The sequence below is a fragment of the Actinomyces culturomici genome, assembly GCF_900499005.1.
Taxonomy (GTDB): Bacteria; Actinomycetota; Actinomycetes; order Actinomycetales; family Actinomycetaceae; genus Pauljensenia; species Pauljensenia culturomici.
In genome coordinates this window covers 639,022-658,170 of sequence record NZ_LS991316.1, presented here as the reverse complement: position 1 = coordinate 658,170, position 19,149 = coordinate 639,022, and the positions used below count along the sequence as shown (strand labels likewise).

General features: G+C 71.3%; 16 protein-coding genes. 5 read left to right on the top strand and 11 right to left on the bottom strand.

Translation table 11 applies throughout. The annotated features are described in order from the left end of the window. Window positions 1–78: 78 nt before the first annotated feature. The 5 genes from proB to DY157_RS02825 form a co-directional block, all read right to left on the bottom strand. Window positions 79–1,194, bottom strand: a complete 1,116-nt coding sequence (gene proB, locus DY157_RS02845; protein WP_115727137.1) for a glutamate 5-kinase — start codon at window positions 1,192–1,194, stop codon at window positions 79–81. Next, window positions 1,191–2,726, bottom strand: coding sequence for a GTPase ObgE (gene obgE, locus DY157_RS02840; RefSeq protein WP_115727136.1), 1,536 nt, complete (start codon window positions 2,724–2,726; stop codon window positions 1,191–1,193). The genes proB and obgE overlap by 4 nt, the downstream gene beginning before the upstream one ends. A gap of 171 nt (window positions 2,727–2,897) precedes the next feature. Next, window positions 2,898–3,158 carry a 50S ribosomal protein L27 gene (gene rpmA, locus DY157_RS02835; protein WP_006681642.1) on the bottom strand — a complete coding sequence of 87 codons (261 nt, stop codon included), beginning with the start codon at window positions 3,156–3,158 and terminating at the stop codon, window positions 2,898–2,900. A gap of 32 nt (window positions 3,159–3,190) precedes the next feature. Beyond that, the gene (gene rplU, locus DY157_RS02830) at window positions 3,191–3,511 is read right to left on the bottom strand and encodes a 50S ribosomal protein L21 (RefSeq protein WP_083879432.1); all 321 of its coding nucleotides are present in this window, start codon (window positions 3,509–3,511) and stop codon (window positions 3,191–3,193) included. A 204-nt stretch (window positions 3,512–3,715) separates the two neighbouring features. Further along, window positions 3,716–6,469: an Rne/Rng family ribonuclease gene (locus tag DY157_RS02825; RefSeq protein WP_235827046.1), complete on the bottom strand. Its 2,754-nt coding sequence runs from the start codon at window positions 6,467–6,469 to the stop codon at window positions 3,716–3,718. Between the two features lie 526 nt (window positions 6,470–6,995). On the opposite strand from DY157_RS02825, the gene DY157_RS02820 reads away from it, so the two are divergent. The 5 genes from DY157_RS02820 to DY157_RS02800 all read left to right on the top strand — a co-directional run bounded on the left by DY157_RS02820 (window position 6,996) and on the right by DY157_RS02800 (window position 15,068). After that, on the top strand, window positions 6,996–8,540 hold the full coding sequence (locus tag DY157_RS02820; RefSeq protein WP_115727134.1) for a cytochrome ubiquinol oxidase subunit I: 1,545 nt from the start codon (window positions 6,996–6,998) through the stop codon (window positions 8,538–8,540). Window positions 8,541–8,556: 16 nt separating this feature from the next. Further along, window positions 8,557–9,678, top strand: a complete 1,122-nt coding sequence (cydB, locus tag DY157_RS02815; RefSeq protein WP_115727133.1) for a cytochrome d ubiquinol oxidase subunit II — start codon at window positions 8,557–8,559, stop codon at window positions 9,676–9,678. Window positions 9,679–9,868: 190 nt separating this feature from the next. Beyond that, entirely contained in the window at window positions 9,869–11,683 is a 1,815-nt protein-coding gene (cydD, locus tag DY157_RS02810) for a thiol reductant ABC exporter subunit CydD (RefSeq protein WP_115727132.1), read from the top strand. Continuing rightward, window positions 11,680–13,434, top strand: coding sequence for a thiol reductant ABC exporter subunit CydC (gene cydC / locus DY157_RS02805; RefSeq protein WP_115727131.1), 1,755 nt, complete (start codon window positions 11,680–11,682; stop codon window positions 13,432–13,434). The genes cydD and cydC overlap by 4 nt, the downstream gene beginning before the upstream one ends. Then, complete coding sequence (locus DY157_RS02800; protein ID WP_115727130.1) at window positions 13,431–15,068, top strand: sensor histidine kinase; 1,638 nt, start codon at window positions 13,431–13,433, stop codon at window positions 15,066–15,068. Before cydC ends, DY157_RS02800 begins: the two co-directional genes overlap by 4 nt. Window positions 15,069–15,249: 181 nt before the next feature. Here DY157_RS02800 and DY157_RS02795 read toward each other — a convergent pair whose 3' ends face one another. The 6 genes from DY157_RS02795 to rsmD form a co-directional block, all read right to left on the bottom strand. Next, window positions 15,250–15,864 (bottom strand): response regulator, encoded by a 615-nt coding sequence (locus DY157_RS02795; protein ID WP_115727896.1) that lies wholly within the window; start codon window positions 15,862–15,864, stop codon window positions 15,250–15,252. 181 nt (window positions 15,865–16,045) lie between these two features. Continuing rightward, window positions 16,046–16,768: a ribonuclease III gene (rnc, locus tag DY157_RS02790; RefSeq protein WP_115727129.1), complete on the bottom strand. Its 723-nt coding sequence runs from the start codon at window positions 16,766–16,768 to the stop codon at window positions 16,046–16,048. 6 nt (window positions 16,769–16,774) lie between these two features. Continuing rightward, window positions 16,775–17,338, bottom strand: coding sequence for a YceD family protein (locus DY157_RS02785; protein WP_115727128.1), 564 nt, complete (start codon window positions 17,336–17,338; stop codon window positions 16,775–16,777). Then, window positions 17,331–18,047 (bottom strand): hypothetical protein, encoded by a 717-nt coding sequence (locus DY157_RS02780; protein ID WP_115727127.1) that lies wholly within the window; start codon window positions 18,045–18,047, stop codon window positions 17,331–17,333. Before DY157_RS02780 ends, DY157_RS02785 begins: the two co-directional genes overlap by 8 nt. Before the next feature lie 43 nt (window positions 18,048–18,090). After that, complete coding sequence (coaD, locus tag DY157_RS02775) at window positions 18,091–18,561, bottom strand: pantetheine-phosphate adenylyltransferase (RefSeq protein WP_115727126.1); 471 nt, start codon at window positions 18,559–18,561, stop codon at window positions 18,091–18,093. A 10-nt stretch (window positions 18,562–18,571) separates the two neighbouring features. Then, window positions 18,572–19,141, bottom strand: a complete 570-nt coding sequence (gene rsmD / locus DY157_RS02770; protein WP_115727125.1) for a 16S rRNA (guanine(966)-N(2))-methyltransferase RsmD — start codon at window positions 19,139–19,141, stop codon at window positions 18,572–18,574. Window positions 19,142–19,149 lie beyond the last annotated feature (8 nt).

The window sequence follows — 19,149 nt, the reverse complement described above, 5'->3', positions numbered from 1 at the left end:
CGTCATCTCAGCGAATAGGAGATCCCCTCGACGGAGCAACGTGATGCTTTCGACAGAGAAAGGTGATGCTCTCGGTGGTTAGAGGAGGGGGGCGAGGTCGTCGCGGTGGACGACGGGGCGCGGGTGCTCCCACCCGGCGAGGCGCAGGTCGGCGGCCGAGGACCCGGCCATCTGCGCGATCGTGTCGGAGTCGTAGGAGACGATGCCGCGGCCGAGCAGGCCGGCGGGCCCCGCGATGTCGACGACCTCGCCGGAGTCGAAGTGCCCCATGACGGCGGTGATCCCGGCTGCGAGCAGCGACTTCTTCCCCTTGGTGATCGCGCGGCTCGCGCCCTCGTCGACGATGAGTTCGCCGCGCGAGGGGGCGGCGTGCGCGATCCACAGGCGTCGCGACGCGGGCCGGACGGAGGACGGCTCGAACCAGGTGCCCGCCTCGCGCCCCTCGAGGACGTCGCCGAGCCGCTCGGCGCTCGTGAGGACGACGCCGATGCCGGAGGACGCGGCCATCGTCGCGGCCTGCACCTTCGTCACCATGCCACCCGAACCGACCTTGGATCCCGCTCCCGTCACGAGGACGGCGTGCAGTTCGTCGGTGGAGGTGACCTCGCGGACGAGTTCGGCGCCGGGGTGCGAGGGCGGGGCCGTGTAGAGGCCGTCGACATCGGTGAGGAGGACGAGGGCGTCGGCCGCGACCATCTGCGCCATGTACGAGGCGAGCCGGTCATTATCGCCGAAGCGGACCTCGCGGGTCGTCACCGCGTCGTTCTCGTTGATGATGGGGACGACGCCGAGGCCGAGGAGCTTGTCGAGGCTCGCGCGCACGTTCGTGTAGTGCTCGCGGCGCATGACGTCCTCGGTCGTGAGGAGAAGCTGCGCGACGTCGAGGTGGTGCGCCTGGAAGGCGGCCTGCCAGCGGGCGACGAGGAGCCCCTGTCCCATGGCGGCGGCCGCCTGCACGCTCGCGAGGTCACGAGGCCGGGACGTGAAGCCGAGCGGGTCGAGCCCCGCGGCCACCGCGCCCGAGGAGACGATGAGGATCTCCTTGCCGGGCTTCCTCCACCGGGCGACGAGCCGGGCGACGGAGTCGATCCGGTTGAGGTCGAGCCCGCCGTCCTCGCGCGTGAGCGAGGACGAGCCGATCTTCACGACGATACGGTCCGCCCGATCCAGGCGGCCGCGCAGCGACTCGCTCACTTGCGACCCTTCGCGTCGGCGTCGGGATCCGTCCAGATCCCCTGCTGGCGCTCGGTCCACAGTTCCTCGCGGGCGGCGGACTTCGCGTCCATCACCTGGTGGTAGACCTCGCGCTTCTCCTTGCGGGTCGGCCTGCTCGACTGGTCGAGGCGCAGGTCGGTCCCTCGGGAGCCGAGGAGCTCGGGCCCGGTGGTGAGGGTCGGCTCCCAGTCGAAGACGATACCGCCGTCGAGGTCGCCGATGACGACCGTATCGCCGGCGAAGGCGCCCGCCTTCATGAGGGCGTCCTCGACGCCGGCGGCGGCGAGCCGGTCGGCGAGGTAGCCGACGGCCTCGTCGTTCGTGAAATCGGTCTGGCGGACCCAGCGCTCGGGCTTGTCGCCGCGGACCTGGTAGACCTCTTCGCCGTCCTTGCGGGTGAGGCGCACGGTGATCTCGTCGCGCGAGCCGACGGCCTTCGGGCGGATGACGGGGCGGGCGGCCTCGCGCTCGGGCAGGGAGGCGCGGTGCTCGAGGACGAGGCGCGCGAGTGTGAAGGAGAGCTCCTTGAGGCCCTCGTGGGTGACGGCGGAGACCTCGTGGATCGGCCAGCCGAACTCCTCGAGGTCGGGGCGGGTGATCTCGGCGAGGTCTCGCCCGTCGGGCACGTCCACCTTGTTGAGGACGATGACGCGGGGGCGCTCCATGAGCGGCACGTAGCCCTCGATCTCCCCGAGGTCGCCCTGGTAGGCGGCGAGCTCCGCCTCGATGGTCTCAAGGTCGGCGACGGGCTCGCGCTCGGACTCGTAGGCGGCGGTGTCGAGCACGTGGACGATGACGCCGCAGCGCTCGATGTGGCGGAGGAAGTCGAGGCCGAGGCCCTTGCCCGCCGAAGCGCCGGGGATGAGGCCGGGAACGTCGGCGATCGTGTAGCGGGTCTCCCCCGCCTGGACGACGCCGAGGTTCGGGATGAGCGTCGTGAAGGGGTAGTCGGCGATCTTCGGGCGCGCCGCCGACATCGCCGCGATGATCGAGGACTTGCCGGCCGAGGGGAAGCCGACGAGGGCGACGTCCGCGACGGACTTCAGCTCGAGGACGACGTCGCGCTCTTCGCCGGGCTCGCCGAGGAGGGCGAATCCGGGCGCCTTGCGGGTCTTCGACGCGAGCGCCGCGTTCCCCAGTCCCCCGCGTCCGCCCTCGGCGACGACGAAGCGCTCGCCGACGCCCGTGAGGTCGGCGAGGAGCTCCCCGGACTTCGTTTTGACGACGGTCCCGTCGGGGACCGGGAGGATGATGTCCGCGCCGTTCTTCCCCTGGCGGAAGTCGCCCATGCCGGCGGTGCCGGAGGCGGCGCGCTGATGGGGCGAGCGGTGGTACGTGAGGAGGGTCGTCACCTGCGGGTCGACCTCGAGGATGACGGATCCGCCGTTGCCGCCGTCGCCGCCGTCGGGGCCGGCGAGCGGCTTGAACTTCTCGCGCTTGATCGACGCGACGCCGTTGCCGCCGTCTCCTCCGGCGGCGTGGATCGTCACGCGGTCGACGAAGTCTGCCATGTCGGTCTCCTCAAGGGGGTGGGGGTGGTGCCGTTGCGCGGCACCGGTTCATCGACGAGGGCGCAGGGGGCGCTCGATCGGAGGGGCTCCGTTCATTCTTCCAGCGGAACGGGCCCGTGATGTGGAAAAGGGCGTCCGGCTAGTGCCGAACGCCCTTCCGCGAGGTCGGTCTCAGGCGGAGACCGGCTCGACGACGTTGACGACCTTGCGGTCGCGCTTCACGCCGAACTCGACCGCGCCCGCGCGGAGCGCGAACAGGGTGTCGTCCTTGCCGCGGCCGACGCCGTCGCCCGGGTGGAAGTGGGTGCCGCGCTGGCGGACGATGATCTCACCGGCGTTGACGAGCTGACCGCCGTAGCGCTTCACTCCGAGGCGCTGAGCGTTCGAGTCGCGGCCGTTGCGGGAGGAGCCGAGGCCCTTCTTGTGTGCCATCAGAAACTACTTTCTGCTCGAATATTCTCAGGTCAGGCGATCTCGGTGATCTTGACGACCGACATCTTCTGGCGGTGGCCCTGGCGCTTGCGGTAGCCCGACTTGTTCTTGTACTTGATGATGGAGATCTTCGGCCCCTTGGCGGAGTCGACGACCTCGGCCTTGACGGTGACCTTGCCCAGCTTGGCAGCGTCGACGGTGATGGCGTCGCCATCCACCAGCATCAGCGGCTGAAGCTCGATGCTGGAGCCGATTTCCTCGGCAAGCTTGTCGACGACGACGACGTCACCGACGGACACCTTTTCCTGCCGGCCGCCAGCCTTGACGATCGCGTAGACCACGTTGGAGCTCATCTCTTCTCGATTCGGAACGGGGACCATCACGTCGTCTCTATCGGACGTGGGAAACAGTCGTCCCGCTGGCGCTCGTTGCGCCGACGATCAAAGTTAGCCGATTCCGGCTCCTCCGGGCAACTCGCGCGGCCCTCGAACAGGCCGTTTCCGCTGTGCGATTCCACACCTCGCGGATTCGCGACACGCCGCCCGGAGGGGCGGCCCTCAGCCCGCGTCGACGACGCCGGTCGAGGCGACGCGGCGGCGCCGCTTCGGCTTCGCGGCGCTCGAGGCCTCGGGCAGGGAGATCTCGTCGGTCGAGTGGACCGGACGCAGCTCGCTCGGCTGCTCGACGCGCGCCGGAAGCTCGATCGTAACCGCGGGCGCGGCCTTCTCGGGCTCGGCCGAACCGCTCGTCGCGGCGCGACGACGGCGCTTGCGCGGGGCCTCCGCGGGGGCGGCAGACTCGGTCGAGGTGGGCGCCGCGGCAGGAGCCTCAGTCGACGCCGGAGCTTCGGTCGAAGCGGGAGTCGGAGCCGCGGCGGGCTCGACCGCCTCGGCCGTGACGGCGCGGCGGCGACCGACGGCCTTGCGCGCGGGCGCCTTCTCGAGGGCGACGACGGGCTCGGGCGCACTGATCGCCTCTCGCCCGGCGGGAGCCTCGATCGCGACGGGCGTGCTCTCCACCGGCTCGACGACCGCGGACGTGGCGGCGCGGCGGCGACGCCGCGGGCGCGGCTCGCGCGCCGGGGCCTCGGAAGCCGAGGCCGACGGCTCAGCAGGCGCCTCCATCTCGGCGGGAGCCTCAGCGGACTCCGCCGCGGGCTCCACCGAAGAGGCCGTCGCCGCGCGGCGGCGGCGCGACGCGGACTTCGGGGCCCGCTCCTCGGAGCCCTTGGTGGGCGCGCTCGCCGACGCATCGGACTCGGCGCCAGAGGTCCCCGACTCCGCCGAAGCCTGGGCGGCCTCGTCCTCGGCCTTGCGCGAAGCGGCGGCGATCGCCGAGAGCGCCTGCTTCGCCTTCTCGTGGTCGGCATCGTCCTCGACGCGGCGCGGCTCGGACTTCCGCTTCTTCGCCGACTTCGGGGACTGGCCCGTGTGGTCCTGCGCGCCGGTCGTCTCGACCGGGTGCTCGTGGACGATGAAGCCGCGACCCTCGCAGGCCTCGCAGGTCGTCGAGAAGGCCTCGACGAGCCCCTCGCCGACGCGCTTGCGCGTCATCTGGACGAGGCCGAGCGAGGTGATCTCGGTGACCTGGTGGCGGGTGCGGTCCCGGCCGAGGCACTCGACGAGCCTGCGGAGCACGAGGTCGCGGTTCGACTCGAGGACCATGTCGACGAAGTCGACGATGATGATGCCGCCGATGTCGCGCAGGCGCAGCTGGCGGACGATCTCCTCGGCGGCCTCGAGGTTGTTCTTCGTCACCGTCTCCTCCAGCGTCCCGCCGGCGCCGATGAACTTGCCGGTGTTGACGTCGATGACGGTCATCGCCTCAGTGCGGTCGATGATGAGCGTGCCGCCGCTCGGCAGCCAGACCTTGCGGTCCATGCCCTTGGCGAGCTGCTCGTCGACGCGGTGGGCATGGAAGACGTCGTCGGTGCCGACCCACTGCTCGACGCGGTCGGAGAGCTCGGGCGAGAGCTCGTCGACGTACTCCTTGACGGTCGCGTAGGTGTCGCGGCCCTCGATCGTGAGCTTCGAGAAGTCCTCGTTGAAGATGTCGCGGACGACGCGGACCGCGAGCTCCGGCTCGCCGCGCAGGAGCACCGGCGCCGACTTCGTCTGCGTCTGCTTCGCCTCGATGTCCGCCCACTGCTTGGTGAGGCGCGCGACGTCGTCGCGGATCTGCTCCTCGGTGGCGCCCTCGGCGGCGGTGCGGACGATGACGCCCGAGCCCGCGGGGACGACCTGCTTGAGGATTTTCTTCAGGCGCGTGCGCTCGCGATCGGGGAGCTTGCGGGAGATGCCCATCATCGACCCGTTGGGGATGAGGACGAGGTAGCGGCCGGCGAGCGTGATCTGGCTCGTGAGGCGGGCGCCCTTGTGCCCGATGGGGTCCTTCGTCACCTGGACGAGGACGGGGTCTCCGGACTTCAGCGCCGACTCGATGCGGCGCGGCTTGCCCTCGAGACCGACGGCGTCCCAGTTGACCTCGCCGGCGTAGAGGACGGCGTTGCGCCCGCGGCCGATGTCGACGAACGCGGCCTCCATCGAGGGGAGGACGTTCTGGACTCGGCCGAGGTAGATGTTCCCGACCATCGACTTCTGCGTGCGCCGCGCGACGTAGTGCTCGACGAGGAGCCCGTCCTCGAGGATCGCGATCTGATCGAGGCCGTCCTGATCACGGATCACCATCTCGCGATTGACGGACTCGCGGCGGGCGAGGAACTCCGACTCGGTGATGCCGTGGCGGCGGCGACCCTCGCGGCGGCCCTCCTTGCGACGCTGCTTCTTCGCCTCGAGGCGAGTCGAGCCCTTGAGCGCCTTCACCTGGTCGGCGGGGTCCCCCTCCTCGATCGACGAGGACGAGGCCGAGCGCGTGCGACGACGGCGACGACGACGGCTCGAAGTCTCCTCGGCATCCTCCCCCGCCTGCTCGTCCGACTCCGACGCCTCGTCGTCATTCGACTCGGCGGGAGCCTCTTCGGGGGCCTCCTGTTCGGCGGCCTCCGCGGTCTCCTTCGGCTTGCGGGTGCGGCGCTTGCGCTTGGGGGCCTCGTCGGCCGACTCCTCGGACGCCGACTCTGCGGGCGCGGACTCCTGCTCGGGGGCCTCCTCGACGGGGACGTCCTTCGGCTTGCGGCGCGAACGGGTGCGCTTCTCGCGCGGGGCGTCCTCGGCGGGAGCGGCGTCGCGCTCGGGAGCGCGCTCCTCGCGCGCGGGGGTCTGATGGAAGACGGGGGCCTGGAAGGTCGGCGCCTGGAAGAGCAGGGACGCCGCGGGCGTCTCCGGAGCCGACTGGGTGGTCTCGGTGGTCACGATTCTCCAATTGTCGGGGTCGGTCCCGCACCGGGCCTCGCCCTCGTACTCGCCCGCTGGGGGCGGAAATCCTGACGGTCCGCGCCGCTGCGCGGAGGCCGACGTCGGCGCCAGGGGCGTCCTCGACATCGCACTCGCCGCAGGGGTGCGCCCACGGCGTCCGAATCGGCCCCATTGTCTCACACACACCCCCGATCGGCGCACAGGACCGCGTCGCCGTCCGATCCGCGTACCCCTCCGCGCCCGCCCCGCAGGCGTCGATCACGAGCGCCCGATCGCGTCCGCCGACCCGTCGCCAGGGCTCCGCGAGCGCCCACCCCGGCCTCGTGAGCACCCCGGAACCCCTGGAAATGCGGAAGTTCATGGCGGTTCTTACGGATGTGTCAGAAAAGGGTCCCGACGCGGCCCGGGGGCGAGATAAATGCCGACGTCCTCGCTACTCTGAACAGGAGCATATGACGATGGTCCTAGATCATCGCCGTAGCGACTATCACCATCGACCACTTCTTGAGGGAAGGCGAGCACTATGACCCTCGCGCAGGCAGCGCTCGACTCTGTCATGATCGGACGGTGGCAGTTCGGCATCACGACCGTCTACCACTTCATCCTCGTCCCGCTGACCATCGGCCTTTCGCTGCTGGTCGCGATCATGCAGACGTTCTGGCATAAGACCGGCAAGGAGCACTGGCTCCAGGCCACACGATTCTTCGGGAAACTCTTCCTCATCAACTTCGCCCTCGGCGTCGCCACCGGCATCGTCCAGGAGTTCCAGTTCGGCATGAACTGGTCGGAGTACTCCCGCTACGTCGGAGACATCTTCGGCGCCCCGCTCGCGGTCGAGGCCCTCCTCGCCTTCTTCCTCGAGTCGACCTTCCTCGGTCTCTGGATCTTCGGCTGGGGCCGACTCTCCAAGACCCTCCACCTCGTCACCATCTGGTGCGTCGCCATCGGCACGGCCCTCTCGGCCCTGTGGATCCTCGGCGCGAACTCCTGGATGCAGCACCCGGTCGGCGCCACTTTCAACGCCGAGACCGGGCGCGCCGAGCTCGACGGCGTCGGCGGCTTCTTCCAGGTCGTCGCCAACCCCGTCCTCGTGTGGGAGTACACGCACGTCATCACCTCCGCCTGGCTCGTCGCCGGCACCTTCGTCGCCGGCATCGCCCTCTGGTGGATGGTCCGCGCGCAGGCCTCGAACACCCCCGAGGGCGAGGCGCAGGCGCGCGACATCTGGCGTCCGATCGCCCGCTTCGGCCTCGTCGTCGTCCTCATCGGCGGCCTCGGCACCGCCGGCACCGGCCACTTCCAGGGCCAGGAGATGGTTGAGCTCCAGCCGATGAAGATGGCCGCCGCCGAGGGCATCTGCATGGACACCGAGGGCGCCTCCTTCACGGTCGCGCAGTTCGGCTCCTGCCCTCTCGACGACTCCTCCGAGCCGACGAAGTTCATCGAGGTCCCCGGCGTCGCCGCCTTCATGTCGCACAACTCCTTCACCGCCGAGGTCCAGGGCGTCTCCGACATCCAGAAGCGGATGGTCGACCTCCTCAACGCGAACGCCGACTTCACCGCGAAGTACGGCGACGCCGCCCAGTACGACTTCCGCCCGCCGCAGATGGTGACCTTCTGGTCCTTCCGCTTCATGATCGGGCTCGGCCAGGTGGCGCTCCTCCTCGCCCTGTGGGGCCTGTGGACGACGCGCAAGGGCGCGGTCTCGGGGAACAAGTGGCTCGGCCTCTTCGCCCTCGTCAACATCCCGCTCCCCTTCATCGCCGCCACCTTCGGCTGGATCTTCACCGAGATCGGCCGCCAGCCCTGGATCGTCGTCCCGAACCTCAAGGGCCTCGAGAACGGCGACCCCGTCGGATCCGTCATGCTCATGACCGAGTCCGCGATCTCGCCGAACGTCCCCGCCGGACAGGTGCTCGCGACCCTCATCGGCTTCACGGTCCTCTACGCCGTTCTCGGCGTCATCTGGTTCCTCCTCATCAAGCGCTACGCGCAGGAGGGCATTCACACGACGACGGCGAAGAAGAGCGCGGACGAGACCGCCGGCGCCCTCTCCTTCGGCTACTGAGAAAGAGGACACTCCCATGACACTGTCGATCCTCTGGTTCATCCTCATCGCCGTCCTGTGGACGGTCTACCTCGTCACCGAGGGCTTCGACTTCGGCGTCGGCGCTCTCCTCCCGATCGTCGCGAAGAACGACGAAGAGCGCACCCAGACGGTCCGGACCATCGGCCCTCACTGGGACGGCAACGAGGTCTGGCTCCTCACCGCCGGCGGCGCCACCTTCGCCGCGTTCCCCGAGTGGTACGCGACGATGTTCTCCGGCATGTACCTCGCCCTCTTCCTCATCCTCTTCGCGCTCATCATCCGCATCTCCGCGCTCGAATGGCGCTCGAAGCTCGCGACCGAGAAGTGGCGCCACACCTGGGACGTCCTCCACTCGATCACCGCGTGGCTCGTTCCGATCCTCCTCGGCGTCGCCTTCGCGAACTTCGTCCAGGGCATGAAGATCGAGGTCGTCGACGCCGCCACCGGCGAGGTCATCGCCCCCGACATGGTGGACTCCTCCCTCGCGACGGCCACCCACCAGCTGACCGGTGGATTCTTCTCGCTCCTCACCCCGTACACGATCCTCGGCGGCCTCGCCGTCCTCCTCGTGTGCCTCGCCCACGGCGCCCAGTTCCTCTCCCTCAAGACCGAGGGCGAGGTCCGCGAGCGCGCCAACGGGCTCGCCGCGCCGCTCACCGTCGGCGCGACGGTCGTCGCCGCGGTGTTCCTCCTCTGGGGCCAGTTCGCCTACGCGGGCTCGGTCCTCGCGTGGATCCCGCTGCTCGTCGCCGCCCTCGCGATCATCGCGTCCGCGGCCTTCGCCCAGAAGTCGCTGCGCCGCGAGGGACTCTCGTTCCTCTTCTCGGCCGTCGCGATCGCCGGCACCGTCGCGTGGGTCTTCTCCGCGATGGCCCCGGCCGTCCAGAAGTCCTCGATCGACCGGGCCTACTCGCTCACCATCGAGCAGGCCTCTTCGTCCGGTTCGACTCTCCAGGTGATGACGGTCGTCGCGGTCTGCCTCGTGCCGATCGTTCTCGCGTACACCGTCTGGTCGTACTGGGTGTTCCGCAAGCGCGTCTCCGTCAACGACGTCGACACGAACGCGGGGCTCCTCCCCAAGCAGATCCGCCTCGGGGAGAACTTCCTCGCCGGCTGATCGACATCCCTCATCGGCAGGTCGATGAGCGAGCGGCCCGACGCCCCGCGGCGCCGGGCCGCTCCGCATTCCGGGGGCGTCCTCCCCTCCCCCTCTCGCGAGGCCCGCCCCGGCCTCGTCGGTCCTGCGGAGCGGCGCCGCGGGACGGCGGGATCTGCGGGAGAGGGCCCGATTACGGCACAATGGCCGGGTGCGTCCTTTCGATCCCCGGCTCCTGAGATACGCCCGCTCCGCGAGGCGGCCGATCCTCCTCACCGCACTGTTCGGGACGCTCATCGCCGTCATCGTCATCGCCCAGGCGCTCCTCGTCTCGCGCGCTCTCTCCCCCGTCATCGAGGGCTCCGCGACGCTGCCGGATGTCCTCCCGCTCATCGTGGTCCTCGCGCTGGTCGTCACCGCCCGCGGGCTCCTCGTCGCCGCCCGCGAATCGGTCGCCCAGCACGGCGCGGACAACGCGATCCGCGACCTGCGCGCCGAGGTCCACGACGCCGCCGAGGCGCTCGGCCCGCGTTGGCGCGCCGTCCACGGCGCCGAAGTGACGACCCTGCTCACGCGAGGACTCGACGACCTCGGCCCCTACTTCGTGAAGTTCCTCCCCCAGCTCGTCCTCACATGCACGGCGACACCGCTCGCGCTCGCCGTCATGCTGTGGCTCGACCCCTGGTCGGGCGTCATCGCCCTCTTCGTCATCCCGCTCATCCCGATCTTCATGATCCTTATCGGGCAGTTCACCGAGGAGTCCTCGAAGGCGAAGCTCGCCTCGATGGAGCGCCTCGGCGCCCAGCTCCTCGACCTCATGGCCGGCCTGCCGACCCTGCGGGGACTCGGCCGCGAGGACGGTCCGCGCGCGCACCTCGACGCCCTCGGGAAGGAGAACACGCGCACGACGATGTCGACCCTGCGCGTCGCCTTCCTCTCCGGCGCGGTCCTCGAGTTCCTCTCGACCCTCTCCGTCGCGCTCGTCGCCGTCGAGGTCGGCATGCGCCTCGTGTCCGGGCGGATCGATCTGGCGACCGGGCTCGCCGTCATCATGCTCGCCCCCGAGGTCTTCGAACCGCTGCGCCAGGTCGGAGCCCAGTTCCACGCGAGCGCCAATGGCGTCGCCGCCGCCCAGTCCGCCTTCGCGATCATCGAGGAGGAGCGCCCCGCCGCCCACGCGGGCTCCCTGCCCGCCCCCCCGACCCGGTCGACCGCCATCGTCCTCGAGGATCTCTCCGTCGCCGCGCGCGGCGCCTGGGCCCCCGCCGACCTGTCGGCCCGCATCGAGCCGGGCCGGTTGACGGTGCTCGCCGGGCGCTCGGGCGCGGGAAAGACCACAACGGTCCTTACGATCCTCGGGCTCCTGCCCGCGACGAAGGGGCGGGTGCTCCTCGAGCCCGTGGCGTCGGTGGGCTCTTTCGATCTCGCCGAGGTCGACCCCGCCTCCTGGTGGAGCTTCATCACGTGGGTCCCCCAGGCCCCGACGATCGTGCCCGGCACCCTTCTCGAGAACTTCTCACGGGATGAGGCCGACGAGGCGCTCGTCCGGGCCGCCCGGTCGACCGGCTTCCTCGACGTCGTCGAGTCGCTTCCCGACGGGTGGGCGTCCCGCGTCGGCGTCGGCGGCGTCGGCCTCTCGGTCGGGCAGCGCCAGCGCCTCGCCCTCACGCGCGCCCTCATCGACGAGGCTCCGCTCGTCGTCCTCGACGAGCCGACCGCGCACCTCGACGCCGTGAGCGAGGACGAGATCACGCGCGCGCTCCTCGCCCTCAAGGAGCAGGGGAAGACCGTTCTCGTCATCGCCCATCGCCGCGCCCTCATCGCGCTCGCCGACGCGGTCATCGAGATCGAGGCGCGGCTGGCAACCGCCGACGACGTCGAGGCCTACCCCGTCCTCGCCGAGATCCCCGAAGGGCCCGAGGACGTCGAGGTCGAGATGCCCGGAATCCTCGCCGGCGCTCCCTCCGGCGGCGGGCGCGCGGCCGGCGAGGCGGCCTTCCACGACGAGAAGGAGGCCACCCGATGATCGGCCCCATCACCCGTGAGGAGCGCCGCGCCCTGCGCCGCGTCCTCCCCCTCGTCGGACTCGACAAGGGCGGCTTCGCCCTCTCCGTGCTCCTCGGCTCCGGCGCCCTCGGCGCCGCCATCGCCCTCGGCGCCACCGCCGCCTGGCTCATCGCCCGCGCCTCCCAGCACCCGCCGGTCCTCTACCTCACGGTCGCGGCAGTCGCCGTGCGGACCTTCGGCGTCTCGCGCGCGGTCCTCCGCTACCTCGGTCGCCTCGCGAGCCACCGCGTCGCCCTCGACGGCATGGACGCGCTGCGCCAGAACCTCTACCGGATCCTCGCGAAGCGCCGTGTCGACGCCGTCGCCTCGATCCGGCGCGGGGACCTTCTCGCGCGCACCGGCGCGGACGTCGACGACGTCGGCGACCTCGTCGTCAAGACGATCCTCCCCGCCTGCGTCGCCCTCGTCGTCGGCATCGGGACGGTGACGGGCCTCGTCCTCGTCTCCCCCGCCGCCGGGCTCCTCGTCGGCGTCTGCCTCCTCGTCTCCGGCGTCGGCGCGCCGCTCCTCTCGATGCGCGCCGCCCGCATCGCGCAGATCGACACGCTGCGCGCCCGCACCGACCTCGCCTCCCAGACCCTCTCCCTCATGGAGGGCGCCTCCGAGCTCCAGGTCTCCGGGCGCATCTCCGCCCTGCGCGCCTCGATCGCCCGCACCGAGTCCGAACTCACCGACGCCGCCCACCGCTCCGCGCGCATGGCCGCGCTCGCCGCCGGCATCGACCGAGCGGCCATGGGCGCCGCCGTCATCGCGGCCCTCCTCATCGGCATCCCCGGGACGACCGGCGGGATGATCGCGCCCGTCATGCTCGCGGTCCTCGTCCTCACCCCGCTCTCCTCCTTCGAGGGCACCGCCGAACTCGCCCCCGCCGCCGTCCAGCTCGTGAAGTCCGCGACCGCCGCCGTGCGCATCGCCGACCTCCTCGGCGAGGACGAGGCCGCCCCGACCCATCGGATCGCAGTGTCCGAATCGCCGACCCTCGAGGCGCACGGCCTCGCCATCGGGTGGCCCGGCGGACCAGTCCTCGTCGAGGGGATCGACCTCGAGCTCTCGAAGGGCCGTTCCCTCGGGATCGTCGGCCCGTCGGGCATCGGGAAGACGACGCTCGCGCTCGCGCTCGCCGGACTCCTCCCGCCGCGCGCCGGCTCCGTCCTCGTCGATGGGCAGGAGGCCTGGGGGGCCGACCGCGCCGACCTCACGCGGGCCGTCACCGTGACGACCGAGGACGCGCACGTCTTCGCGGCGTCGGTCCTCGAGAACCTCCGCGTCGCGAACGGGCGCCTCACCCCCGAGGAGGCGACCGCCCTGCTCGTGAGGGTCGGGCTCGCCGAGTGGCTCGACGCCTTGCCCGCCGGGCTCGACACCCCCATCGGATCCGGCGGGACGACCGTGTCCGGCGGCGAGCGGCGCCGCCTCCTCATCGCCCGGGCGCTCGCCGCGCCCGCGCCCCTGCTCCTCCTCGACGAGGCCGGGGAGCACCTCGACGCCGCGACCGCCGACGCGCTCGTCTCCGGGGTCCTCGCCGACCGCGACCGCGGGGTCCTCCTCATCTCGCACCGGCTCTCCGCCCTCGACGCCGCCGACGAGATCCTCGTCCTCGGCCCGACGCCCGACGGACCCGCCCGCGTCGTCGACCGCGGACCCCACGCCGACCTGCTCGCCCGATCCGACGCCTACCGCTGGGCCCTCGCCCAGGAGGAGGACTCATGACCGATCGCTTCGACCACGCCCTGCTCGAGGCCGCGCTCGACTTCACGAGCACCCTCGACCTCAAGTCGGCGCTCCGCAGCTTCGTCGACCAGGCGTGCCGCCTCACCCGCTCGCCCTACGGGGCGCTCTCCGTCCTCGACACCTGGGGCGCGACCTCGATGCTCATCGAGCACCGCGACGGCTCCGAATCCCCGCACGTCCCCGCCGTCCTCGTCGCCCAGATCCCCCCGCGCGGACACCTGCGCGTCGACGACACCGCCGAGCTCGAGGACATCAGCGCCCCCGGCATCGAGAACTTCCTCGGCGTCTCGATCCTCGTCCACGAGCAGGTCTACGGACGTCTCTACCTCACCGGCAAGCCCGGCGGCTTCACCGACTCCGACGTCGACGTCCTCACGGCCCTCGCCCCGGCCGCGGGCATCGCCGTCGAGAACGCGCACCTCTACGCGGACGCGCGCCGCACTGAGCGGTGGATCTCCGCCTCCCAGTCGCTGACGACGACGATGCTCGAGGGCGCCGACGAGGAGGAGGCCCTCGAGCTCATCGCCCGCACCGTCCGCGAGGTCTCGCGCGCCGACACGGCGATCATCGTCCTCCCGTCCGTCGGCGACACTTGGGCTGCCGAGATCATCGACGGCTATCTCGCCGACTCGCTCCTCGGCGTCGTCTTCCCGCCCGAGGGTCGTGCGATGTCCGCCCTCCACGAGGGCACCGGCATGATCGTCGACTCGATGGCCCGCGCGCAGACGCTCCGCGTCCCCCAGCTCGGCGCCTTCGGACCGGCCCTCTACGCGCCGCTGCGCACGCGCGGCAACTCCGTCGGCGTCCTCATCCTCCTGCGCCGCATCGGCGCCCCCGAGTTCGATGACTCCGAGCTCTCGCTCGCCGAGTCCCTCGCCTCGCAGGCCGCCCTCGCGCTCGAACTCGCGTCGGCCCGCCACGCCGAGGACGTCGCCGCGCTCCTCGACGAGCGCGACCGCATCGGCCGGGACCTCCACGACTTCGCGATCCAGCAGCTCTTCGCGACCGGCATGCAGCTGGACGCCGCGAAGCAGGAGGTCGCCGCCGGCACCTTCGACCCCGCCGCCGCGACCGCGACCCTCGATCGGGCGCTCGCCTCCATCGACGAGGCCGTCCGCCAGATCCGCGCGATCGTCCACAACCTCCGCGAGCCCGACCAGACCGTCGGCCTCGTCGAGCGGATCCGCCGCGAATCCTCGCTCACCCGCTCCTACCTCGGTTTCGCGCCCTCGCTCCTCATCACCCTCGACGGGACGGCGATCAACGAGGTCGAGGACGCAGAAGCCGGCAAGATGGACGAGATCGACGCCCGCATCGACCTCGACCTCGCGGACGACGTCGTCGCCGTCGTCCGCGAGGGGCTGTCGAACATCGCCCGCCACGCGCACGCGACCGCAGGAGCGGTGACCGTCGACGTCGCGGGGCAGGGCGCGTCCGGCTCGGTGACCGTGACGATCGCCGACGACGGGCGCGGGATCGCCCCGGCCCGCACACGCAATTCGGGCCTCGCGAACATGAAGGAGCGGGCCCGCCGGCACGGCGGAACCTTCGCACTCGGCCCGGGCATCGGCGGGCTCGGCGCGACGCTCAACTGGAGCGCCCCGCTCGACTGACGGCGGGCTCCGCCCGTCAACACGCGTTTGGCGGCTTTCTCGACGTTCGGCGGGTCACACCCGGTGGTGCGCCGCCACACACGCACGAAGCCGCCGCGCACTGACAAGATCGCCAAGATGGTCCACGCACGACGAAGCGGGCCGCCCCGAGGGACGGCCCGCTCTCGAGCAGAAATGGAGGTCAGTTCCTCCAGGCGGCGGCGCGCTGGCCGGCGACCCACGCCGCGACCTGCGTGCGCCGCTGAAGGCCCATCTTCGACAGGAGCGAGGTGATGTGGTTCTTTACGGTCTTCTCCGCGACGCCGAGCTTCTCCCCGATCTCGCGGTTCGAGAGGCCATCGCCGATGAGCTCGAGGACCTTGCGCTCCGAGGGCGTGAGATCCGCCGTCGGATCGTCGTGGTCGGCGCGGCGGCGCGTGAGCGTGCGCTCGTCGAGGAGGACGCGCCCGCCGGCGACCGCCTTGACGACGTCGGTGATCTCAGCGCCGCGCACGGTCTTTAGCACGTAGGCGCGGGCGCCGACCTTGAGGGACTCGGCGAGGGCCTCGTCGTCGTCGAAGGAGGTGAGGACGATGGGGAGGATCGCCGGGTGCGTCTCGGCGAGCGACTTCATGATGTCGATGCCGGTCCCGTCGGGCAGCTGGAGGTCGACGAGGATGACGTCCGGGCGCACGAGGTCCGCGCGGCGCAGCGCGTCCTCGACGGTGCCGGCCTCGGCGACGACCTCGAGCTCGTCGGCGCGGTCGACGATCTCCGCGATACCGCGTCGGACGATCTCGTGATCGTCGACGATCATCACGCGGATGGGGGACGTGGTATGGGCGTTCTCACTCACCCGGCCATCCTAGCGGGTCGAAGGTCCGTGTTCGTCCGCGTCCGCCCCGGTGTCACCGCATGTCACCGAAGTGCGCGGATCCTCCTCGGGCACCTCCGCGCACGCGGCCGGGGCGGGGCGCCGGCAGAAGCGGGCCGACGGGTCAGCGACCCGATTCGAGGGCGCGGACCGCGGCCTCGGCGGCCGCGGTCTCGGCGTGCTTCTTCGACGAGGCCGTCCCCGTCGCGATCGGCCCCTCGCGCCCCTCGACGAAGGCGGTGGCCGTGAAGACGCGCTGATGATCGGGGCCTTCGCCCTCGACCTCGTAGGAGACGTCGCCCAGCCCGAGCGCGGCCGCGGTCTCGACGAAGAGGGTCTTCCAGTCGTGGTGGGAGCCGCGCGACTCGGCCTGCGCGAGGAGGAAATCGAGGTTCGCGAGGACGACGCGGCGCGCCTCCTCGAGGCCGCTCGTGAGGTAGGTGGCGCCGATCATCGCCTCGAAGGTGTCGGAGAGGATCGAGTCCTTGTCGCGCCCGCCCGATCCGGACTCTCCCTTGCCGAGGGAGATGTAGTCGCCGAGACCGATCCTGCGGGCCGCCTGCGCGAGGGGCTCCTGGGAGACGGTGGCCGCGCGCATCCGCGAGAGGTCGGACTCGTCGACGTCGGGATGATCGCGGAAGAGGCGGTCGGCGACGATGACGGAGAGGACCGCGTCGCCGAGGAACTCGAGGCGCTCGTTGTTCGGGATGCCGCCCGCCTCATTCGCGTAGGAGCGGTGGACGAGGGCGAGTTCGAGGAGCTCGGGGTCGATGGCCGCCCCCCACGCCTCGACGAGGCTCTCGGTGTCGGTTCTCGGGGGGACGGGCAGGTGCTTCGCGCGTGACATTCGGCTTCAGTCGGCTTCGTTCGGTCGTTCGGGCGCGTCCTCGAGGAGCGCCTGGAGGGAGGCGAGCCTCGGGTCGACGACGAAGTGGGAGTGATCCTCGGGCAGGTCGTCGAGCTTCTCTCCGCAGACGTCGCACAGGCCCGAGCAGTCGGGGCGGCACAGGGGCCGGTCGTCGACGAGGGTGATGATCGCGTCGCGGAGGAGCGGCTCGAGGTCGATCGTGTCGTGTCGGCCGATGAGGAGGACTTCGTCGGCCTCAGGGTCCTCCTCGTCGATCGCCGGGGCGGTCTCGAAGTAGACGTCGGAGGCGTCGATCTCGTGGTGGGCGACGACGGGGTCGAGGCAACGGACGCACTCGCCCTCGAGGTCGACGGAGGTCGTCGCGCGAACGAGGACGCCCTCGTCGACGCTCGTGAGATCGATCGACAGGGGGACCTCGGAGCCCGGGGCGACGCGCATCGAGGGCGTGCCGAGATCCACGGGCGCGATCCAGGTCCGCTCCTCGTGGCGCGTCGACCCGATCTGACGGGACAGGGCGACCAGGGAGAGGACGAGCGGCGATTCACTCATGGTCGAGGCCGATGTCGGTGACGTCGACGCCGTGGCGCTCGGCGATGGTCCGGCGCCCCGCGTCGGTACGGCGCTGGAGGTCGGAGAGGAGCCCGGCGAGCTCGCCGAGGGACTTCGCGACGTAGTCGTCGGCGCCCTCGCGCAGCGCCGCCTCCTGCTTGCGGGCCTCGGAGACGATCTCGCGGCCGCGGTCCTCGGCCATGCGGGTGATGTTCTCGGTGGAGACGAGGCGCTTCGCCTGGGCGTTCGCGTCGACGAGGATCGATTCGGCCTCGGAGCGCGCCTGGTTGACGGTCGCCTCGGCCTCCTCGTTCGCCTGGGCGACGGTGCGCTCGGCCTTCTCGTTCGCGGTCTTCACGATGTGGGCGGCCTTCTCCTCGGCCTGGTCGAGGGTCGACTGCGCGCGCGAGTTCGCCTCGGCGATCGTCGACTCGGCGGCCGAATCGGCGCGTCCGAGGACGGCGTCGGCGTCGGCGACGACCGCGTCGGCGGCGACGAGGTCCTCGGGGAGGGCCTCGCGGGCCTGATCGAGGAGGTCGAGGATCTCCGCACGATTGAGCATGATCGACGCCGAGAGCGGGACCGCGCGGGCCGCCTCGACGAGCGCCTCGATCTGGTCGAGGGCCGCGATGACGGTCGAGGGGCCGTACACCGTGTTCTCGTCCCAGGTCTCGTCTCCGCCGCTCACCGGCGCGTCCGGATTCGCCATCGTGTCCTCCTGCTCGGGGTGGCCGCGGTCTCCGCGACTTCTCTCACCGGTCATTGTCCCGCATGAGCGGGAGAATCGCGGCGGGAACATACCGGGAGGCGTCCAATCCGAGGGAGAGGAGCTCGCGGACGACAGACGAGGAGACGACGGAGAGCTCGGGCCGGGCGGGCAGGAGCAGGGTCTCGACTCCTCCGAGGTCGCGGTTGATGACGGACTGCGTGAGCTCCCATTCGAGATCGGCGGCCGTCCGCACCCCCTTGACGACGACGTCGGCCCCGACCTCGTCCGCGCATTCGAGGAGCGTCCCGTCCATGCGGACGATCCGCGCGTCCCTCCCCACGAGCGCGGTCTCGACCATCGCGACGCGTGCGTCCTGGTCGAATCGGTAGGACTTCGCGGAGTTGACGCCGACGGCGACGACGACGGAGTCGGCGAAGCGCAGCGTCCGGTCGACGAGGTCGACGTGGCCGAGGGTGATGGGGTCGAAGGACCCGGCGATGAGGGCGGTGGTCATGCCGACCAGCCTAGGCGTCCGCGACCGGCGGGCCCGCGAACCAGGCGCGGGTCTCGCCCCATTTGCGCTCGTCCTCGAGGACGAGGAAGTCCGGCCACGTCGGCTCGGGGCTGCGGGTCGACCGCTCGACGACGACGAGGGCGTCGGGCGCGAGCCACGGTCCGAGGAGCGCGAGGACGGCCGCGAGGTCCTCCTCCGGCACGTCGTAGGGGGGATCGACGAGGACGAGGTCGACGTCCCCGGTGAGAGGGTCGCCCGTCCGGGTCTGGAGGTAGGACGCGACCGAGGCGGCGCGCGCCCGGGCGGGCAGTCCGGTCGCGCGGATGTTCTCGGCGAGGATCCTCGCCGCCTGGGGCGCCTTCTCGACGAGGTCGACGGAGGCGGCGCCGCGTGAGGCGGCCTCGAGGCCGAGCGCCCCGGAACCGGCGTAGAGGTCGAGGACGCGCGCACCCTCGAGGACGCCGATGTGGTCGAGGCGCGAGAAGAGCGCCTCGCGGACGCGCTCCGACGTGGGCCGCGTCCCCTTGGGCGGGACCTTGAGGACGCGCCCCTTCGCGGAGCCGGCGACGATTCTGGTCATGGCCGCAC

Excerpts from the sequence above, each read along its gene's own strand:
- obgE (WP_115727136.1), bottom strand. The coding sequence starts at position 2,726 with ATGGCAGACTTCGTCGACCGCGTGACGATCCACGCCGCCGGAGGAGAC.
- rpmA (WP_006681642.1), bottom strand. The coding sequence starts at position 3,158 with ATGGCACACAAGAAGGGCCTCGGCTCCTCCCGCAACGGCCGCGACTCG.
- rplU (WP_083879432.1), bottom strand. The coding sequence starts at position 3,511 with ATGAGCTCCAACGTGGTCTACGCGATCGTCAAGGCTGGCGGCCGGCAG.
- DY157_RS02820 (WP_115727134.1), top strand. The coding sequence starts at position 6,996 with ATGACCCTCGCGCAGGCAGCGCTCGACTCTGTCATGATCGGACGGTGG.
- cydB (WP_115727133.1), top strand. The coding sequence starts at position 8,557 with ATGACACTGTCGATCCTCTGGTTCATCCTCATCGCCGTCCTGTGGACG.
- cydC (WP_115727131.1), top strand. The coding sequence starts at position 11,680 with ATGATCGGCCCCATCACCCGTGAGGAGCGCCGCGCCCTGCGCCGCGTC.
- DY157_RS02800 (WP_115727130.1), top strand. The coding sequence starts at position 13,431 with ATGACCGATCGCTTCGACCACGCCCTGCTCGAGGCCGCGCTCGACTTC.
- DY157_RS02795 (WP_115727896.1), bottom strand. The coding sequence starts at position 15,864 with ATGATCGTCGACGATCACGAGATCGTCCGACGCGGTATCGCGGAGATC.
- rnc (WP_115727129.1), bottom strand. The coding sequence starts at position 16,768 with ATGTCACGCGCGAAGCACCTGCCCGTCCCCCCGAGAACCGACACCGAG.
- DY157_RS02785 (WP_115727128.1), bottom strand. The coding sequence starts at position 17,338 with ATGAGTGAATCGCCGCTCGTCCTCTCCCTGGTCGCCCTGTCCCGTCAG.
- DY157_RS02780 (WP_115727127.1), bottom strand. The coding sequence starts at position 18,047 with ATGGCGAATCCGGACGCGCCGGTGAGCGGCGGAGACGAGACCTGGGAC.
- coaD (WP_115727126.1), bottom strand. The coding sequence starts at position 18,561 with ATGACCACCGCCCTCATCGCCGGGTCCTTCGACCCCATCACCCTCGGC.
- rsmD (WP_115727125.1), bottom strand. The coding sequence starts at position 19,141 with ATGACCAGAATCGTCGCCGGCTCCGCGAAGGGGCGCGTCCTCAAGGTC.